The sequence below is a fragment of the Pedobacter sp. UYEF25 genome (assembly GCF_054061655.1).
On sequence record NZ_JBSSEL010000007.1, the window covers coordinates 165,447 to 184,552 of the forward strand.

The 19,106-nt window shown below is 38.9% G+C and carries 13 protein-coding genes; all 13 read right to left on the reverse strand.

Annotation, left to right across the window (positions count from 1 at the left end; genetic code table 11):
* Positions 1–112: 112 nt before the first annotated feature.
* The 13 genes from ACVWYG_RS09000 to ACVWYG_RS09060 all read right to left on the reverse strand — a co-directional run bounded on the left by ACVWYG_RS09000 (position 113) and on the right by ACVWYG_RS09060 (position 19,101).
* On the reverse strand, positions 113–1,432 hold the full coding sequence (locus ACVWYG_RS09000; RefSeq protein ID WP_457269859.1) for a vanadium-dependent haloperoxidase: 1,320 nt from the start codon (positions 1,430–1,432) through the stop codon (positions 113–115).
* Between the two features lie 2 nt (positions 1,433–1,434).
* A complete protein-coding gene (locus ACVWYG_RS09005; RefSeq protein ID WP_457269860.1) occupies positions 1,435–4,857 on the reverse strand; it encodes a VCBS repeat-containing protein in 3,423 nt (1,140 codons plus the stop codon).
* Positions 4,858–5,252: 395 nt separating this feature from the next.
* Positions 5,253–5,420: a histone H1 gene (locus ACVWYG_RS09010; RefSeq protein WP_457269861.1), complete on the reverse strand. Its 168-nt coding sequence runs from the start codon at positions 5,418–5,420 to the stop codon at positions 5,253–5,255.
* A 106-nt stretch (positions 5,421–5,526) separates the two neighbouring features.
* Positions 5,527–6,768: an aminotransferase class I/II-fold pyridoxal phosphate-dependent enzyme gene (locus ACVWYG_RS09015; RefSeq protein ID WP_457269862.1), complete on the reverse strand. Its 1,242-nt coding sequence runs from the start codon at positions 6,766–6,768 to the stop codon at positions 5,527–5,529.
* Between the two features lie 230 nt (positions 6,769–6,998).
* Positions 6,999–8,639, reverse strand: coding sequence for a cell division protein FtsZ (gene ftsZ / locus ACVWYG_RS09020; RefSeq protein ID WP_457269863.1), 1,641 nt, complete (start codon positions 8,637–8,639; stop codon positions 6,999–7,001).
* A 130-nt stretch (positions 8,640–8,769) separates the two neighbouring features.
* Positions 8,770–10,125, reverse strand: a complete 1,356-nt coding sequence (gene ftsA / locus ACVWYG_RS09025) for a cell division protein FtsA (RefSeq protein WP_457269864.1) — start codon at positions 10,123–10,125, stop codon at positions 8,770–8,772.
* A 66-nt stretch (positions 10,126–10,191) separates the two neighbouring features.
* A complete protein-coding gene (locus ACVWYG_RS09030) occupies positions 10,192–11,229 on the reverse strand; it encodes a cell division protein FtsQ/DivIB (RefSeq protein ID WP_457269865.1) in 1,038 nt (345 codons plus the stop codon).
* A complete protein-coding gene (murC, locus tag ACVWYG_RS09035) occupies positions 11,222–12,577 on the reverse strand; it encodes a UDP-N-acetylmuramate--L-alanine ligase (protein ID WP_457269866.1) in 1,356 nt (451 codons plus the stop codon). Before murC ends, ACVWYG_RS09030 begins: the two co-directional genes overlap by 8 nt.
* A gap of 18 nt (positions 12,578–12,595) precedes the next feature.
* Entirely contained in the window at positions 12,596–13,702 is a 1,107-nt protein-coding gene (gene murG / locus ACVWYG_RS09040) for an undecaprenyldiphospho-muramoylpentapeptide beta-N-acetylglucosaminyltransferase (protein ID WP_457269867.1), read from the reverse strand.
* A 49-nt stretch (positions 13,703–13,751) separates the two neighbouring features.
* Entirely contained in the window at positions 13,752–14,942 is a 1,191-nt protein-coding gene (locus ACVWYG_RS09045) for an FtsW/RodA/SpoVE family cell cycle protein (RefSeq protein WP_457269868.1), read from the reverse strand.
* Between the two features lie 13 nt (positions 14,943–14,955).
* Complete coding sequence (gene murD / locus ACVWYG_RS09050) at positions 14,956–16,347, reverse strand: UDP-N-acetylmuramoyl-L-alanine--D-glutamate ligase (RefSeq protein ID WP_457269869.1); 1,392 nt, start codon at positions 16,345–16,347, stop codon at positions 14,956–14,958.
* A gap of 52 nt (positions 16,348–16,399) precedes the next feature.
* Entirely contained in the window at positions 16,400–17,647 is a 1,248-nt protein-coding gene (gene mraY, locus ACVWYG_RS09055; RefSeq protein WP_457269870.1) for a phospho-N-acetylmuramoyl-pentapeptide-transferase, read from the reverse strand.
* The gene (locus ACVWYG_RS09060; protein WP_457269871.1) at positions 17,647–19,101 is read right to left on the reverse strand and encodes a UDP-N-acetylmuramoyl-L-alanyl-D-glutamate--2,6-diaminopimelate ligase; all 1,455 of its coding nucleotides are present in this window, start codon (positions 19,099–19,101) and stop codon (positions 17,647–17,649) included. Before ACVWYG_RS09060 ends, mraY begins: the two co-directional genes overlap by 1 nt.
* Positions 19,102–19,106 lie beyond the last annotated feature (5 nt).

Below are 19,106 nucleotides of genomic sequence, written 5' to 3' on the forward strand. Positions count from 1 at the left end.
TTGAAAAATAACCATCGAATTCCAGCTATAATTTATTGATAATGAATATTTAAAAGATTTATCTGAACATTAATTTGATTTGATATTTACTATGGAAAACGTGCACGGTCTATTACAATTTTATCTTGCTTAAGATAAAATTGCCCACTTGGTTTCCTTGAGAAGCACCCATGTCCACACTGTTTTTATAATGAATTCCGCCATAAAAACGACTGATAGAAGCCTCATCTGAGGCTTGGATAAAGGATTTAAACTTCCGCTTCATTCCTATATATTTAAAATCGCTGTCGTCTTCAAAACTAAAATTATCTCCAAACAACCTGGTTAATACAACAGCCGCAGCACGGGTAATGGAACTATGGCCACTTGGATATTCTGGAAATGGCGGTGTTTGCAATATTGGAACCCAATTGGGGTCTAGGTCTGAGTTGATTACAGAAATTGGACGGATATATTTCGTTTTGTATTTGGTATCCCAACAACTAATAAAAGTATCAAACATCCCCACTGAAACCATCGTGTATGCCTGAGCAGATTTTACGGCATCTGCCTTCGATTTTTCGCAAGCGATTCTTGTAATTCCAATCCAATGACCGGCAGGCGTAATTTTTTTATTCGCAAACATTAAATGCCCCGAATGAACAGTAACAAATGGGTTATCATCCCAATAGGTAGCGATTTCTCTCTCCTTAGCTGTTTGACTTTTACTTTGATTATAAACGGTTAGGTTTTGCTTAAAATACTCACTTTTCTTATCCTTGCTAAATGCAGGCGGCGGTGGCAGTGAAAATTGAGCTGCAGAATCAAGAGAAAAGGTTTGCATTGTATTCCAGCACCATTCTACACCATCTAAATAATCTGGCGGGGTTGGATGCCATTTCCCATCTTCATTACTCCCTTGATATTTCGGTTTGCCTCTAGACTTGTCATAACCATCCATCGATGCTCGTTTAAGGATGACTTTGGCAACCTGTGTGCCAAATGCAATAGATCTTTCATAAGTCGCTGCATCCAAGTCCGATTTGTAATTTCCGTACAACTTATCCTCATAGGCTTTAAGCGAATCGACAGAAAATGTAACATGCCTTAACACTGTAAATAGAGCCTTACTCGCAGCAAGTGAAAAACTATACTTCTCATTTTTTTCCGGTTGTGGAATGGCATCAAAACCTTTAAGCTGAGCGGTAATTGATGGGTATTTTGAATTCTGAAATCTTAATGCCTCATAAGAAGCCAAAGAGGTATAACTGTATATTCTGCTTGCCACCGGCGGAGTGAATACATCATAAATGATCATTTGAGTGACCAGATCTTCATTTTTGTGAATCAAACGGCTTTCATCAGCACCAATCATCGATTTTTTTTGTGGGTGACAAGCCATAAAGACAGTGACAGTAAACAACAATAGCAATGTTTTATTGGCTACTCGCATAACTACTTAAGTAAAATTAATCTTCTTACGATGCCTTTGGCATTGGTAACATCGACACGAAGCACATTAGGGCCGACTTCTAGGTATCTACCAGATTGAGATAGAAAACTGGAGCCATAATAAAACTCTTGTTTGGTAATTGAACCGTTTTTATAGGTGATCAACGCATTAACATCGAAAGGTTGAACTGGGATCATTTTTATATTGTGTTTGAGCTGGAAAATCTGAACACTTCCTTTATTTTGGCTCGCTGCGAGCATATATTTTCCCGAGCTACTTTTAAAGCTTGCCAAAGCTTTGCCATTTCCTGGCAAGTAAATGCCGCTTTGTAAAATAGACTGAGGCATAAAATTTCCATATCCGTCTCCCTTAAGCATTAAACCATTTAACGCATCGTATCTACCCGTAGAAACGTCGGTACCATAGTCGTTTCCATTTATCAGCACATCTAAATTTCCATCCCCATCAAAATCTCCTGTTACCATTCCGTTTAACATAGAGAACTGAGCTTCTTTTGGCAATGGGATGATGTTAAATTTGCCATTTCCCAAATTTTTCAAGTAGCAAGATTGTAATCTATTTGCTTTTAACCTCAAAGCACCATCTAACTGTTGAGGGGTGAAAATGTCCTGCATGGTCGCATTTGCAAAAGATTTATAGTTGGTAAACTTCTTTTTCATGCTAATCATTTGCTTTAACAAATCTTCTCGGCCGAACACAGGGAACTCTCTCTTGACACCCTTTGCATCGGGAAAAAAAACAGAAGGTATTGCGGCATAACTTCCATTGTGATCGAAATCCTTGGCGGTAATATAGGTTGGGTATTTATCGCTCACTTGAAAAATAGTATTTAGCCCCGTATTTCCAACGATGTAATCCGTTAAACCTGAATGTCTAAAATCTCCTGCAACGATAGAATTCCACCAGCCGAGGTCATCGTTTAAACCTGTATTTTTCGTCACATTTTTATATATACCTCCTTGGTTTTTTAGAAAAGTAACTGGCATCCATTCCCCTGCCAATATCAAATCTGGCCAATTGTCGTTGTCGAAATCCGTAAACAGCGCATCACAAACGAGCCCAACATTTAATAAAGCGGGCGCTAATGACGCTGTAACATCTGTAAATTTCACCCTTCCGTTTCCACTATCATTTCGCAACAAGATGCTAGAAACTGCTTTTGGATAAGCCCATGGTTCTACTCTACCCGATACAAAAAGATCAAGTTTCCCGTCCTTGTTAAAATCAATCGCGCGAACACAGAGGGTACTCGTGAAATTTTTGGGAATCGCATTTACGTCTAGCTGGAAATTTCCTTTTCCATCATTTATGTAGAGCCTGTCTTGATAGGCACTAGAATTTGCGGCAGCGCGGTAACCTCCGCTGGTGATGTACAAATCGGGAAATCCATCGCCATTAGCATCGAAAAGTACCATTCCTGCATCTTGCGTGTCAACAGCAACGATGCCCAGCGGACCAAGTCCTTTTTGAATAAACCTCCCATTCTTTTGCTGCAAAAATACCTGCACTGGATCGTGGCCGTTTCCACCGATCACCACATCGTCAAGCCCATCTCCATTTACATCTGCAACAGATAACGCAGGACTGTATTCAGATAATTTGTGCGGAAGTAATTTCTGTATTTGAAAATCTGTAAAAGGAAATTCTTTGTGTGTATAATGAAATTTGACAGAATCGGTCACTTCCTTAAATAGCGCATTTTGGGCGTAAGTAGGATGCGGCCATACATAATGGGTTTTGGCGTCTGCAAAATTTACCTTTAAAATCTGATTTGTTTTTACTCGAGCAATCGTCTGCTTAAACCCTTCAGGCCATTTTACGACAACAGAGTCTATCATTTTTACATGGTTTAATCCAAAATGGCCGACTGCTTGTTGGGTTGAAACATAACCTCTGTAGGGATTATTCTCAAAAACCTGGTGCTTATTTACCTCATAAAAAATTTCGACCATTGCGCCAAGTCCCTGCCTATTTTTCTGGGACCCGGAAAAAGTGATTTCTATAAAATTTGAAATTGTTTTACTTTTATCTCTGACCGTGTTTCTATAAAGCAATGCTTTATCGTTAATATTGTTGACAACCAGATCCATCGCACCATCATTATCAAAATCTGCGTAAGCTGCGCCGTTGGAAAACGTGGGTTCATCTAAGCCCCAACTTTTTGTTGCGTTTGTAAATGTGAGATTTCCGTTGTTGTGAAAGCCATAGTTTGGAATTTTTATCTTCGGGATCTGCGCAAGCATCTCGCTTTTGGTCGAAACGGAATAGGCTTCCTCTCTATATGTAATAAAATCGTGGTCAGAAACGTCTCTGGGATAGCCATTTGCCACCATAATGTCTCGATAACCATCGTTGTCGAAATCCGTTACGAGTGGGCTCCAGCTCCAATCTGTCTGTGCTACACCACTTAAAAAAGCAATTTCACTAAATACAGGATGTTTAATAGAATCCAATTGGCCCAAGCTATTTCCCTGATTTAATTGCAGGGTGTTGCGCACATACTGATACTGGGAATGATAATAATCGAAATTAGTATACGTCACATCACTATTGGCGTTAAGCATCATTTTTTTCCTATAATTATCTTCAGGATTCATATCTAACTCGTAGAAATCTGCAAGTCCATCGTTATTTAGATCTACAATATCATGTCCCATAGCATTGAACGAGGTATGTTTAAAATAATCTTTCGAACGATCTGTAAATGTGCCATCGTGGTTGTTGATGTATAAAATATTTGAGGAAATATAGTCGTTAGATACGCTAATGTCCTTCCATCCATCTAAATTTACATCTGCAATAACGGTAGAGAGGCCATAACCTGGCGAAGTGATGCCCGCCGCTTCAGATACGTTACGAAAAACTGGATGACCCTTTGATGCATCCCAATCGTTGCGAAACAACTGACCCACACTAGGAATAGATTTATTTAAATTCGACGAGCCGAACACATTTGGATTTTGATTCGCATTAGACTCATTAACCGTGAGGTACATATCCAAATCCCCATCGTTGTCGTAATCGAAAAAATTAGCCATGGTAGATTGGCCCCCAATGTTGAGCCCATATTGTTCAGCCATGTCTTTAAAAATAGGAACCCCATTTTTATCCAAACCTTGATTAACATATAAAATATTGGTTGGATTGACTCCTTCATTAGAGGTGGTGTTACAGATGTAGATATCCATCAATCCATCATTATTTATATCTATGACTGCTACACCTCTACCCCATCTATGCATTCCGTCTACACCAGCTTCTTTGGTGATGTTGGCAAATTTAAAATCGCCTTTGTTTAGATATAACTCATTCGAGACTCGGTTGCCGGTAAAATAAATATCTTGTAAACCATCATTGTTAAAATCGCCAATACCCACTCCGCCGCCATGATAAAGATTTATCATGTCTAGAGGATTGACTTTATCGTCTTCTATTATTTTATTTTCGAACGTTATATTTGAATGAGTTGAGGAAATTCGTTGGAACAGCGTGTTCTTTTTACATGAAAAGAAGACGCAGATCACCGCGACAAAAAGACAACCTAACATTCGTTTCATGAGTGATAAAAGCCTGTGATACGCAAATCCTTAAATTAAAGAGATTATTTAAATAAAATTAAATACTACAAGCTAATGAAATGCAGCATTTTGTATTTGGCATCTCAAAAATATTTAAAATTAGACAAGAATGTTAGTACTTTTTTATCCTAATTTAATACAAAGACACCAACCGGTAGCCGAGTATTTGGTCAAAACTCCTTAATCTGCACTTTGCACTTCAATTAGCTTTTAACTAACCTTTAAAGTAAATTCCCAATTTCAAAAGAAACCGCTTGCGAAAGGTTTCGAAGATTTTGCATGTGAACTCTCAATCGATTTCCCGCAGTTCTATTTTTAGATAAGTAAAATTTTTTCGCATCAGCTTCTGCTTCGATCAGTAGTGCTTTTATTTTCTCAAACTTTTCCACTTGTATTTTCAGACTTGTTGTTCAAACTTAAATAAACTTAGTTTCTCAAATTAAAAAAGCCTCTTGATAAATCAAAAGGCTCCACAATTATTTATTTCCTAAAAAACTATGCTGGCTGGAACAAGTTTTCTTTATAATAGCCATCTTTCAGCTTTGCGGAAACCTCTCCAAACGCATCTAACGTTCTTTCAACATCGTCTAAACTATGCATTGCTGTTGGAATTAACCGCAACATAATTAGACCTTTAGGAATGACAGGATAAATTACGATGGAACAAAAGATGCCATAATTCTCTCTCAGATCAAAAGTAATTGCAGTTGCGTCTGATAATTCTCCCTTTAAAATTACAGGTGTAACCACGGAATTTGTGATGCCTATATCTAAACCTCTCTCTTTTAAACCGTTTTGTAATGTAGTAGCGATCTCCCAAAGTTTCTCTTTAAATTCTGGATGATTTTTTAACAGCTCTAAACGTTTTAGAAGACCTATAACCATTGGCATGGGTAGCGCCTTAGCAAAAGTCTGAGAACGCATGTTGTAACGCAAAAAATTGGTAATCTCTTCTGTTGAAGCGACAAAAGCACCGATTCCTGCCATTGATTTTGCAAAGGTTCCAAAATAGACGTCTACGCCATCTATGCAATCTTGTTCTTCATGTGTTCCTGCACCTGTTTTGCCCATGGTGCCAAATCCGTGAGCGTCATCAACCAAAAGTCTAAAGTTAAATCTAGATTTCATTGCAATGAGCTCTTTGATTTTTCCCTGCGCTCCGCTCATACCAAAAACACCCTCGGTAATTACTAATATACCTCCGCCTGTACTTTCTACCAGTTTTGTTGCACGTTCCAATTGCTTCTCAGCGCTCTCCATATCGTTGTGCTTGTAAACAAATCGCTTGCCCATGTGCAACCGTAATCCATCGAGAATACATGCATGAGATTCGGCATCGTAAACAATCACATCATTTCTATCCACCAAAGCATCGATAATGCTAACCATTCCCTGGTAACCATAATTTAACAAAAAAGCATCGGGCTTACCTACAAAAGCTGCTAATAACTGCTCTAACTGTTCGTGATATTTTGAGTTACCACTCATCATGCGCGCACCCATCGGGTAAGCCATGCCAAAATGTGCGGCTGCTTCTTCATCCGCTTTTCTAACTTCGGGGTGATTTGCCAGACCGAGATAATTGTTTAAGCTCCAAACCAAATGTTCCTTTCCCTTAAACTGCATATGAGGCGCGATTTCTCCTTCTAATTTTGGGAAAGAAAAATATCCGTGAGACCATTTCTGATGTTGCCCTAGGGGGCCCATATGCTTTGCTATCTTATCAAATATATCCAATGTACTGTTTTTTATATGCGTAGAAATCGAGGCAAATTTACCTCTTTTTTAGTTTATTATCAATAATTTTATACGGGTTGGTGTAAAATATACCACTCTGCTACAACCGTTTGAACAAATTATTAATTTTTTATTGAGCTCCATCTTCAACAAGAGATGATCTGTAGAAAACCATTTCTAATAAAAAAGCCTCGGAATTAACCGAGGCTTTTACCTAATATCTATACAATCTAATCTACGTTATCGTGTAGAAAAGAGTTGTTGGGCCTAATTTCTGTTGTGCCATCTTTATCGTTACTTAGCGTAAAACGACTAACCTGCGATTCTGACGAATGTTGAACCTCTTGCAATTGCATTTGCTTGCGCTTATAAGCAGGTTCGTTTTCTAATTCTTGCAATCCGTTGCTCGTTCTTAATTTCATGCTTAAATCCTTCAAACGCATAATACGCTCTTTAGATTTACGCAACTGCTCTTCCATAGAAGCGTCGTCCTTATCGTCATCTAATCCGGCTACTGGTTCTTCTAAAACGGGTATTCGCTGCACAGGCTCTTCTTCCACTTCTTGCTTACCTATGGGTTTATCAAATACATATTGTGTTTCAGCAACCTTTACTTCAAATTCAAATTCATCTATTTCAAGCCCATTGTCTTCTTGCGGCTTTTCCTCTTCTTTGAGCATGTGCCTAATCTCCTCGTTGTCTGCAACTTTAGTAACTTTTGCTTTGCTAAAAAAACCTCCAAACAGATCTGGCTGACCTGTTTCTTCTTTGGCTTTTAAAACTGGTTCATAAGTCGGCACCTCCTTTGGCTGGATAAAAGAATTTACAGGTTCAATAGGTCTTACCAATGGAGCTTCTTCAGGTAGTAAAACAGTAATTTTCTTTTTACTCTTTTCTTCGTTAACACGTTGTTCTGATGTTTGGAAGCCAGTAGCAATAATAGTTACTGAAAGGTGATCTCCTAAAGATTCATCTGAACAATTACCCCAAATAAGATCTGCCGAAAGCCCTGCTTTATCTTGGATAAAATTTGTAATAATCGAAACTTCGTCCATGGTTACCTCACGTAAACCCGAACTAATGTTTAAAAGAATGTATCGGGCGCCTTCAATCTCGTTGTCTTTTAACAATGGTGAAGCCAATGCACCTTCTACAGCAGTCAATGCTCTGTTTTCTCCATCAGCAGCGAAACTACCCATAATGGCCACTCCGCTATCTTTCATAACGGTTCTTACATCTTTAAAATCTACGTTTATGTATCCCGCAACAGTTATTATTTCTGCAATACCTTTTGCGGCCGTGGTTAAAATATCATCAGCTTGTCCAAATGCAGAACCTAGCGTAAGGTTTCCGAATATTTCTCGCAACCTGTCATTTGATATGACTAGATATGAATCTACATATTTCTTTAATTCTTCTAGTCCGTCTTCAGCTTGCTGCTTTCTCCGTTTTCCCTCAAAAGAAAACGGAGTAGTGATGATAGCGACTGTTAAAATATCTAGCTCTTTTGCTGCTTTTGCTATGATCGGACTCGCTCCTGTTCCTGTTCCGCCACCCATTCCTGCAGTTATAAAAAGCATTTTCGTAGTGCTGCCAAGCATTTCTTTAATGTCTTCAATATTTTCTATCGCAGAGTTTTTACCAACTTCCGGTATAGAGCCTGCACCCATACCTTCTGTTAAACTAGCACCCAGCTGTACCTTATTTGGAATTGGACTGCTTTCTAACGCCTGCGCATCAGTATTACAGATAATAAAATCTACACCATTGATACCTGAGAGGTACATATGGTTAACTGCGTTGCCGCCACCGCCCCCAACACCAATAACCTTGATGATTGATGACTTATCCTTTAACATTTCGAATTGCATAATACTATGAATCAGTTGTTTAAAAATTTTATTTCCGCTTCATTACTATTTGTAATATTAACACTTTTTCAACATAGGTTTTTAACAAGTGTTAACATTGTGGAAAAAAACCTAATTGTTGAAAAAATTTTTAGCTTTTTAAATAATCTTCGTTGCTTACGTCCATATCATCTTGAATAAATATTTTTGTTTTTGCAAGCAGCTTATCGAATAGTCCGCCACTTTTAACTTTTTCAACCGGTTTTGGCTTTCCCGTTGTAGTTGCCGGCCGCTGCATTTCTGCAATGCGTTCTTCTTCCCTTTGAATACCTTTAATCAATAAACCAACACTCGTTGCATACATAGGGCTTTTTAAATCATCATAAATCGCCTTTGGCATTTCCTCGTATTTGGACAAATGCTCATTTGGATATCCAATACGGCAATCAAGACCAGTAACATATTCAACAGCCTGACTTAAATGTTTAAGCAATGCACCACCTCCTGTTATTACAACGCCGCCAATAAGCTTCTTCTCATAACCGGACGATTTTATTTCGTAATAAACATGCTCGATAATTTCCTCCATGCGCGCCTGAATCACATAAGCGAGGTTTTTAACCGAGATTTCTTTTGGCTCACGTCCGCGCAAACCTGGAACGCAAATAATCTCATTTTCTTTGTTTTCCTCCGCCAGTGCAGAACCAAAGCGAGTTTTAAGCAGTTCTGCTTGATTGCGCATTACAGAGCACCCCTCTCTAATGTCTTCAGTTACGCTATTGCCACCAAATGGGATAACGGCTGTATGCCTAATGATTCCTTCATGAAAAATTGCAATATCAGTGGTACCACCTCCTATATCAACCAAAGCAACGCCTGCTTCTTTTTCTTCATCGCTCAACACCGACTCGGAAGACGCCAATGGTTCTAAAATTAAATCTTGGGTCTGTAAACCTGCATTAACTACACATTTCATAATGTTTTTAACTGCCGTAACCTGACCAGAAATAATGTGAAAATTTGCTTCTAATCGCACACCCGCCATCCCGATTGGATCTTTTATACCAGGTTCATTATCGATGGTAAATTCTTGTGGCAACACATGTATAATTTCTTCACCAGGAGCCATAACCAACTTAAACATATCATCGATCAACTTATCAATGTCTTTCTTGCTGATTTCGTTGTTAAGTTCCCTACGAGTTAAAATACCTCGGTGTTGTAAACTTTTAATGTGTTGACCCGCAATGCCCACATTAACCACCTGAATTTCTACGTTAGACTGGCCACTTGCCACCTCTACCGCCTGCGCAATTCCATGCACAGTTTTTTGGATATTGCTAACTACGCCGCGCGTTACACCCGCCGACTCTGCCTTGCCGATGCCCAAAATTTCGATTTTACCGTGTTGTGTTCTACGACCTACAATGACGCAAATTTTTGTAGTACCGATATCTAATCCTACTACAATGGGCGACTGGCTGGTGGTAACTTTTGTCTTATCCATATTTATATTTTGTTGAGTTTGGCAAGCAGCAATGTGTTCGCCTAAATGTTATTTCTTAAATTAAACTTATCGATTTTGAGCTTTAGGTTTTTGATCTTTCTTGCTCGGTATCATTTTTACTTCCATTCTAACCGTTGGAACGTTCGTCTGTAATTTTGCCTTCGGTTTATCTTGATTTGGAATCGACGGTAAACTTTTAGTTTCGGCAGTTTTGGCTTTCATCGCCTCTGCAATTACATCCCTTACCAAAGAATCCGTCACTTTCTTCTGTAGGAAAATGCTATCGGGCTTGTGTGCCGGCTTTTGCGTAATGAATGGTTGCTCAGACGAATCTCTTTTTACGCAAACAATTTGGTTCGTATACTTAATATTGATGGTCTTGTATGTATCCCATCCCACTTGCGGCATCGCTTTTTTATAGAACAATAACAGATTGCTCATTTTCTTACTTAAGGAATCTGCATTACCCAAAATAATACGCTGATTGCCAACACGTGGCACAAGCTCAATATCTCCTTTTTCATCTACATATACCTGCTCCATTTGTGCGTTCCAAAGACTATCCTTTTGAATATACATGGCAGTTTCGTATAAATCTTTGGCAAGTTGGGTGCGTAATGTATCTACCCGACTTCCAAAAACTTCTCTTATATTTCCGGTGGCAACCAAAACATCGGCAGTAAAGTTTGATGAAATGGGCATTTTTAACCCTTTATTATCTATATAGAAATCCTGCCCTACATCGTTTATTACCCTTAAAATTGGTTGACGTTGATTTACCTCTATGTGCAAAGTACCATCCATATCTACAAAAACCTTTGCAAATGCGATGTATGGATTTGCTTGTAGCCGTTTCTCTATCTTATGAATGTTTATTAGTTCTAAATTTCTACCGACAAGCATCCCTTCACTCTGTTTTAAAATGGCGTCAATTTCATCGCGTTCTATGAAATTATCGGCGCCGGGAATTAAAATTTTTACATTGCTACATTTTACAGACTGCTTTTTTACATTGATGAAACTTAAGAGCACAACCAAACCCGCAAGGCTGAGAAGCCAGACAATACCGATAAAAATTGCCCTAAAGTTTATATTTTTAAGCATCTTGCATTAAGTTTTTTAAGGGTTCTCTAAGCGTATCAATATCACCGGCGCCAACGGTTAAAAGTAGTTCGGGTTTGAGTTTTTTCACATATTCAAGTATAAAATCTTTGCTACACACCTTTTTACTATCTAAACGAATTTTATCCAACAAAAAAGTCGAGTCAATTCCCTCAATAGGTTTTTCCCTGGCCGGATAAATTTCCAGTAAAAACAATTCATCCACTGTGCTTAAAACTTTGGCAAAATCATCTGCAAAATCTCGAGTACGCGAAAACAAGTGCGGTTGGAAAACAACAGTTAATTTCTTATCGGGATACAACCGCCTAACCGCAGCAAAACAAGCTCTCAATTCTTCGGGGTGATGCGCGTAATCGTCTATATAAATATGATTTTTATCGTTAACTAAGTACTCAAACCTCCTTTTTACCCCTTTAAAATTGGCTACAGCATTCCTAATTTTTTCCTTATCGATACCCAGTTTTAATGCTATGGCAATAGCCGCAGTTGCATTTTCTACATTATGCTTACCCGGCAACATTAAATGGATGTCTTTTATTACGTTTTTGCCATCTTTATAGTCAAAAATAAACTTATGTTCACTAACCCTAATGTGCGCTGCTTGAATGTCTGCATCTTCTTCTGCAGCATATGAAATACCTTTTGGTAGCGACAAACCGCTGTGAAAAAAAAGTGTTCCGTCTGTCTTTATTTGAGTTGCAAACAAATTAAATGATTCATCCAAATGGGTTTTGTCTCCATAAATATCCAAATGATCTGCGTCCATTGAAGTAATCACGGCGATGTTTGGATGAAGCGTTAGGAAGGACCGATCAAACTCATCTGCTTCTACGACCATTACATTATTTTTGCCATAAACTACATTGCTATTGTAATTGGTTGCAATACCTCCCAAAAAAGCGGTACAATCATAACCAGTATCTTTTAGTACATGGGCAACCATAGCAGATGTTGTAGTTTTACCGTGTGTACCTGCAATGGCAATGCAAAACATGCTCTTGCTAATAATACCTAAAACCTCTGATCGCTTTTTTAAGTCAAAACCATTTTCCTTAAAGTGCGCCAGAATCTGCGAATCTTTTGGGATAGCCGGTGTGTAAACTACTAGCGTTTCTTCTCTTGGTTTACAGAATACACCGTGGATCAGGTTTTTATCATCCGCGTAATCAATAAAAACACCCTCCAGCTCCAACTCTTGTGTAAGCTTAGTTTTCGTTTTATCGTAACCGGCCACTAAACAGCCTAGGTTAGCAAAATATCGGGCAAGCGCGCTCATCCCGATGCCCCCGATACCTATAAAATAAACCTGTTTAATATTGCCCAATTCCATGCTGATCGAATTTTCAAGTTATTTTTTTGCAAGCTTTAGTACTTCTTTGGCAATCGTCTCATCTGCGTTTGGCAAAGCCATTTTAGCTATGTTTGCTGATAATTCCTCGCATTTCGTTTTATTTTTTAGCAACTTAATGGCTTCTGGGATGAGCGTATCTTCCGCAGATCGATCTGCGATAACCACGGCAGCATTGTTTTTTGCCAAAGCCACGGCATTCTTTGTTTGGTGGTCTTCGGCAACATTCGGTGACGGAACTAGAATTACAGGTTTTTTAACTAAACAAAGTTCTGCAATCGTTCCTGCCCCTGCTCTGCTGATAATTAAATCTGCGGCTGCATAAGGTAAATCCATCCGATTTAAAAATTCAAACACCCTGAAATTCGGATGCAGATCTTTTCCAATTCTTTCTGATATGGCTTTAAAGTAAAACTTCCCTGTTTGCCATATCAATTGTATATCTTCAGCAATTAGTTCATCCATATGTTTCTCGACACTTGCATTTAGTGTTCTTGCGCCCAAACTTCCACCCACAATTAATATAATTTTTTTCTGAGGATCTAATTTCAAAAGTTCAGCGCCTGCAAAGTGCTTCCCTTTAATATCTACTGCGTCCTTGCGGACAGGATTTCCCGTCATCAACAATTTTTCAGTAGGAAAAAATTGGTCCATGTTTTCAAATGCGACACATATTCTCTTCGCTTTGTTACCCAAGTACTTGTTGGTAATCCCTGCGTAGGAGTTTTGTTCTTGAATGAGATATGGGACGTTTTTTAAAGAAGCCGCATAAAGTAACGGCCCAGAGGCATACCCACCAACTCCCACCACTACATCGGGTTTGAACTCCCGAATAATTCCCATTGATGTACGCACACTTCCCAACAATTTAAATGGCAATCCAAGATTTTTAAATATAGAGCCGCGCTGTATCCCACTAATATTCAAACCTAATATCTTATATCCAGCTGCCGGAACCTTTTCCATTTCCATGCGGCCTTTTGCTCCCACAAATAAAATATCACACGCAGGCATCAGCTGCTTGAGTGCGTTGGCTATGGCTATGGCGGGAAAAATATGCCCGCCTGTGCCACCGCCTGATATGATAATTTTTGGGAAATTATTCATTTTTTGTTTACTTTTTTCGTCTGAAGTTATAGCCTCGTTCACTCTATTTTTAAGCCACAGCAGGTATTTCTCCTATTATAACCTTATTATTTTTTGTCTTTTCACCTAGTTCTTTGCCTACCAAGTTTTCTTCTATGTCTTTACTTACACTTAAAATAATACCGAAAGCCACGCTGGTAAAAATCATAGAAGTACCGCCCATACTTACCAATGGGAGAGGTACACCCGTTACAGGGCCTAAACCAACAGCAACGGCCATGTTTGCAAAAGCCTGAATGGTGAGGCTAAAGCTAAGTCCGGCAGCCAATAGCGCCCCGAACGCTTTCGGAGCCTTCGTGACAATTTTGATACACCTATAAAGTAGAATAAGGTAAAGCATCATCACTACAATTCCGCCAAGTGTGCCCCACTCTTCGATAATAATGGCAAAAATAAAATCCGAATAAGGATGCGGGAGAAAGTTTCGCTGTGTACTGTTCCCAGGTCCTTTTCCAAAAAACCCACCGGTAGCCAATGCTATTTTAGATTGATCTGCCTGAAACGTTTTATCTGAATTTTGCAATTCTGGATGAAGGAATGCATTTACCCTAGAAGCATAGGTTGCACGCCTTGGTCCGAGGAGAACAACAAACAAAAGCAATACAGCTCCGCCGGCACAAACGATTGATATTTGTTTTATGCTGATTCTACCTATAATTAGCAGTAAAATACTTACGCCAAACAACATCAGCGCGGTAGATAGATTCGCTAGAGCGATCAAGACAAACACAATACAAACAGAACCCATTATGGGAATAAAGGACTCTTTTACATTTTTTATGTGCTCTTGTTTTTTGGTAAGCATCCGCGCCAGGAAAGTAATTAGCGCAAGCTTCGCCAAATCTGAAGTTTGGAACGTTAAACCAATAACAGGGATCTTTACCCATCTTGACGCATCATTCAAATTGGCACCAAAAATAAGTGTATAGATCAACAGCGGGATGGTAATTACCATTAATATTTTCGAAATCCCTGCATAATAACGGTAATCTAATAGATGCGCAATATATATCATCGCAATACCTAATAGCACAAATATTAAATGCTTGGTAATTAATAGTTTTTCTACGGCCTCATTCTTACGATAAGCCAACGCACCCGTAGCGCTATAAACCGCCATAATAGAAATGAGCGAAAGCAAAATGATGATCAGCCAGATCCATCTATCGCCTTTGGTTTTATTTAAAAGTGCTTGAAACATATCATTTCAGTTTTTAAAGTTCTCTAACAGCCGCCTTAAATTGATTTCCGCGATCTTCGTAATTGCTAAATAAATCGAAACTGGCGCAGGATGGCGAAAGAAGTACTGTATCGCCACGCTTTGCCAAATGATAAGCTATTTGAGCCGCCTCAGAAGCCGAAAAGGTGTTTACAATAATTTCCACCTCATCCTCAAAAGCGTCATGTATCCTACGATTATCTTTCCCTAAACACACTATTGCTTTCACCTTGCTTTTAACCATCTCACGCAGCATTTCATAGTCGTTTCCTTTGTCTACGCCGCCCATTATAAGTATAATATCAGTGTTAATGCTTTCTAGTGCATACCAAGTAGAATTTATATTTGTGGCCTTGCTATCGTTTATAAAGTCTATTCCCGAAATTTTCGCAACGAACTCTAACCTATGGGCAACGTTTTTAAAATCGCTCATACTTTCTCGAATCTCCTCGTTTCTAATTTCTAAAACCTTCGCAACAATGCCGGAAGCCATAGAGTTGTAAAGGTTGTGTTTGCCCTGTAGGGCGAGATCTATTATAGACATGATAAACTGGTTATTAGGAGAAATATGGATGTTAATGTTTTCGTTTTCTAAGTAAGCGCCTTCGTCCAAATGCCGTTCTATGGAAAACGGAAGCATTTTTGCGCTCGGCAGATAATTTTTTAGCACTTTAAGGGTTTCAGGATCATCTGCACAGTACACAAAATAATCGGTTGAAGTTTGATTTTGAATAATGCGCATTTTCGATGCTGCATAATTATCTAGCTTATAATCGTATCTGTCTAAGTGGTCGGGCGTAATGTTTAAGAGTACAGCGATGTCTGCCTTAAACTCGTACATATCATCCAACATAAAACTAGAGAGTTCCAACACGTACCAGTCAACCTCTGCTGTTGCGACTTGAGCGGCAAAACTATTGCCAATGTTTCCTGCCAATGCAACATTTAATCCTGCTTTTTTTAATATATGGAAAGTCAGCAGGCTGGTTGTGGTTTTCCCGTTAGAGCCTGTAATGCCAATTATTTTTGCTTCGGTGTATCGTTTTGCAAATTCAATTTCAGAAATTACGGGAACTTGTTTATCGATTAGCTTTTGGATGATCGGTGCTTTGGTAGGTATTCCAGGGCTCTTAATCACTTCTTTAGCATTTAAAATGAGAGACTCAGTATGTTGCTCAGCTTCGAAAGCAATATCTAGCTTGATAAGCTCATCGGCATACTTATTTGCAATTTTCCCAACGTCAGATACAAACACTTCGAAGCCCATCTTCTTAGCCAACATTGCTGCGCCTACTCCGCTCTCGCCAGCTCCCAAAATCACAATACGCCCAGGCTCAGCACCGAATGGCGTTGATTGACTTAAAGAGGTATTGTTTTGATTGACCATGTTTTTGTATAACTATTTTATTTTAGGTGATGTGCTTACGGGTTTAATTGTTTTATCTTAATTTTAGGGTAACTACTGTGATGATGGCAAGCAAAATTCCGATAATCCAGAAGCGGATTACGATTTTAGCTTCATGATATCCTTTCTTTTGATAGTGATGATGAAGTGGCGACATGAGAAAAATCCTTCGACCTTCTCCCCATTTCCTCCTGCTGTATTTAAAATAGGATACCTGCATAATTACGGATACAAGTTCAATTAAGAACACCCCACATAATATTGGAATAAGCAATTCTTTTCTGGTCATAATGGCAAACGAAGCGATGATTCCGCCAATGGCCAAGCTTCCGGTATCACCCATAAAAACCTGCGCAGGATAGGAATTGTACCATAAAAACCCAACGCATGCGCCCACAAACGCTCCGGCGAAAATCATCAATTCCCCAGAGTTCGGGATATACATAATATTTAAGTAATCCGCTATTACCGTATTGCCCGATACGTAGGCCAAAATACCGAGCGTGGTTCCAATTATGGCTGATGTGCCAGTTGCAAGACCATCTATGCCATCGGTAATGTTTGCACCATTAGACACAGCAGTAATTATAAAAACTGTAAATAATATAAAAACTAAAACAGCATATTTTTGGTAATCCCCACCCAAAAACTTTAAAACCTTTGCATAGTCGAATTCATTATTCTTGTAAAAAGGCATATTGGTTTTGGTAGATTTTACATCTTGCGTGTAGTAAAATACCGAACCTTTTTGGCGCAACACCATCGGCTCAGTAGAAGTTACTTTGGCATTGTCTTGCACTGTTTCTCTAACCACAATATTTGGATTGGCATACATGGTGTAGCCGACTATTAAACCTAAGCCAATCTGGCCAACTACTTTAAACCTACCTGCAAGTCCTTCCTTATTTTTTTTAAAAACCTTAATATAATCGTCCAAAAACCCGATTGCACCCATCCATACAGTAGTTACTATCATTAGGATCACATATATGTTGGTAATGTTAGCGAACAATAAGGTCGGAATTAAAATGCCTAGCAAAATAATGATACCTCCCATTGTTGGAGTACCCTGCTTTTGCATCTGCCCTTCCAAACCTAAATTCCTAACCGTTTCTCCAACTTGTTTTTTATGGAGATAATTGATAAGTCTCCGTCCAAATACTGTGGTAATAATTAAAGACAAAATGATGGAAATTGCCGCGCGAAAAGTGATGTATTGGAATAACCGTAATCCAGGTACATCATAATGTTTGTGTAAATATTCAAATAGCAAGTATAACATTAGCCGTTTAGATTTAATTGTTCGAGCAAAATTTCTTTGTCGTCGAAATGATTTCTAACTCCATTTATTTCTTGATATTTCTCATGTCCCTTTCCGGCAACTAAAATTATATCGCCAGAATTGGCGAGCATATACGCCGTTTTTATCGCTTCTTTCCGATCTAAAACCGAGATCGCTTTTCGCTGATTTGTAGGGGAAATGCCAACTTGCATTTCTTCTAAAATGGCCTGTGGATTTTCGCTTCGTGGATTGTCTGAAGTCAGGATAACTTTGTCGCTCCAATCGCAGGCAACTTGCGCCATAATTGGGCGTTTTGTTTTATCTCTATCGCCTCCGCAGCCTACCACCGTAATAATTTTTTCTGTGCCTTTACGGATGTTATGGATGGTACTAAGTACATTTTGCAGAGCATCTGGCGTGTGCGCATAATCCACAATCCCGATAATTTTATTTGCGGCAGTCACGTAATCAAATCGCCCTTCGGCGCCTGTTAGTCGGCTTAATAGGGTCAAAACCCTTAATTTATCTTGCTCTAAAAGCATTGCCGTACCGTAAACGGCCAATAGATTGTAAGCGTTAAAAGTGCCTACAAGTTTAAAGAAAACATCTTCGTGATCGATGTCGAGATGAAGACCTCCAAATTGATTTTCTATTATCCTGGCCTTGAAATCTGCCATTTGCTTGAGCGCATAAGTTTTTTTATGCGCCTTGGTATTTTGCAGCATCACCATCCCATTTTTATCATCAAGGTTTGTCAATGCGAAAGCGCTTTTTGGCAATGAATCAAAAAAAGCTTTCTTTGCTACAATATATGCTGCAAACGTTTTATGGAAATCTAGGTGATCATGCGTGATGTTAGAAAACACACCGCCCGAAAAGCTTAAACCTGCTGTGCGATTCTGAGCAATTGCATGCGAGCTGACTTCCATAAAACAATATTCACAACCGGTATTTACCATATCATTTAACAAGGCGTTTAGTGCCAAGGGATTTGGTGTAGTATGCGTGGCCTCGATTTTTACATCATGCACAAAGTTTTCTACAGTGGAGATTAGACCAGCTTTAAACCCTAAGTCTTTAAATAATTTAAATAATATGGTGGCGATGGTGGTTTTTCCGTTGGTTCCAGTGATTCCTATCAACTTTAGATTTGCCGAAGGGTTTTGGTAGAAATTCGATGCTAAAATACCCAACGCAAAAGATGCATCTGCTACTTTTATATATGTGATGTTCGGCAATGCCTCAGGCAATTCCTCGCAAACGATAACAGATGCACCTTTTTCTATCACTTGATTTATAAAATCATGTCCGTCGCTTACTGTTCCCTTAACTGCAACAAATACATCATTTTTGCTTACCAGCCGAGAATCAAAATTTAGGGCGTCGATCGTTAAATCGGTCTTTCCGACAGACTGTACTATGCTAACGCCATAAAGTAATTCTTGCAACTGCATTTAAT

Coding starts and splice junctions, on each gene's coding strand:
- ACVWYG_RS09000 (WP_457269859.1), bottom strand. CDS start 1,432: ATGCGAGTAGCCAATAAAACATTGCTATTGTTGTTTACTGTCACTGTC.
- ACVWYG_RS09005 (WP_457269860.1), bottom strand. CDS start 4,857: ATGATAAATCTTTATCATGGCGGCGGAGTGGGTATTGGCGATTTTAAC.
- ftsZ (WP_457269863.1), bottom strand. CDS start 8,639: ATGCAATTCGAAATGTTAAAGGATAAGTCATCAATCATCAAGGTTATT.
- ftsA (WP_457269864.1), bottom strand. CDS start 10,125: ATGGATAAGACAAAAGTTACCACCAGCCAGTCGCCCATTGTAGTAGGA.
- ACVWYG_RS09030 (WP_457269865.1), bottom strand. CDS start 11,229: ATGCTTAAAAATATAAACTTTAGGGCAATTTTTATCGGTATTGTCTGG.
- murC (WP_457269866.1), bottom strand. CDS start 12,577: ATGGAATTGGGCAATATTAAACAGGTTTATTTTATAGGTATCGGGGGC.
- murG (WP_457269867.1), bottom strand. CDS start 13,702: ATGAATAATTTCCCAAAAATTATCATATCAGGCGGTGGCACAGGCGGG.
- ACVWYG_RS09045 (WP_457269868.1), bottom strand. CDS start 14,942: ATGTTTCAAGCACTTTTAAATAAAACCAAAGGCGATAGATGGATCTGG.
- murD (WP_457269869.1), bottom strand. CDS start 16,347: ATGGTCAATCAAAACAATACCTCTTTAAGTCAATCAACGCCATTCGGT.
- mraY (WP_457269870.1), bottom strand. CDS start 17,647: ATGTTATACTTGCTATTTGAATATTTACACAAACATTATGATGTACCT.
- ACVWYG_RS09060 (WP_457269871.1), bottom strand. CDS start 19,101: ATGCAGTTGCAAGAATTACTTTATGGCGTTAGCATAGTACAGTCTGTC.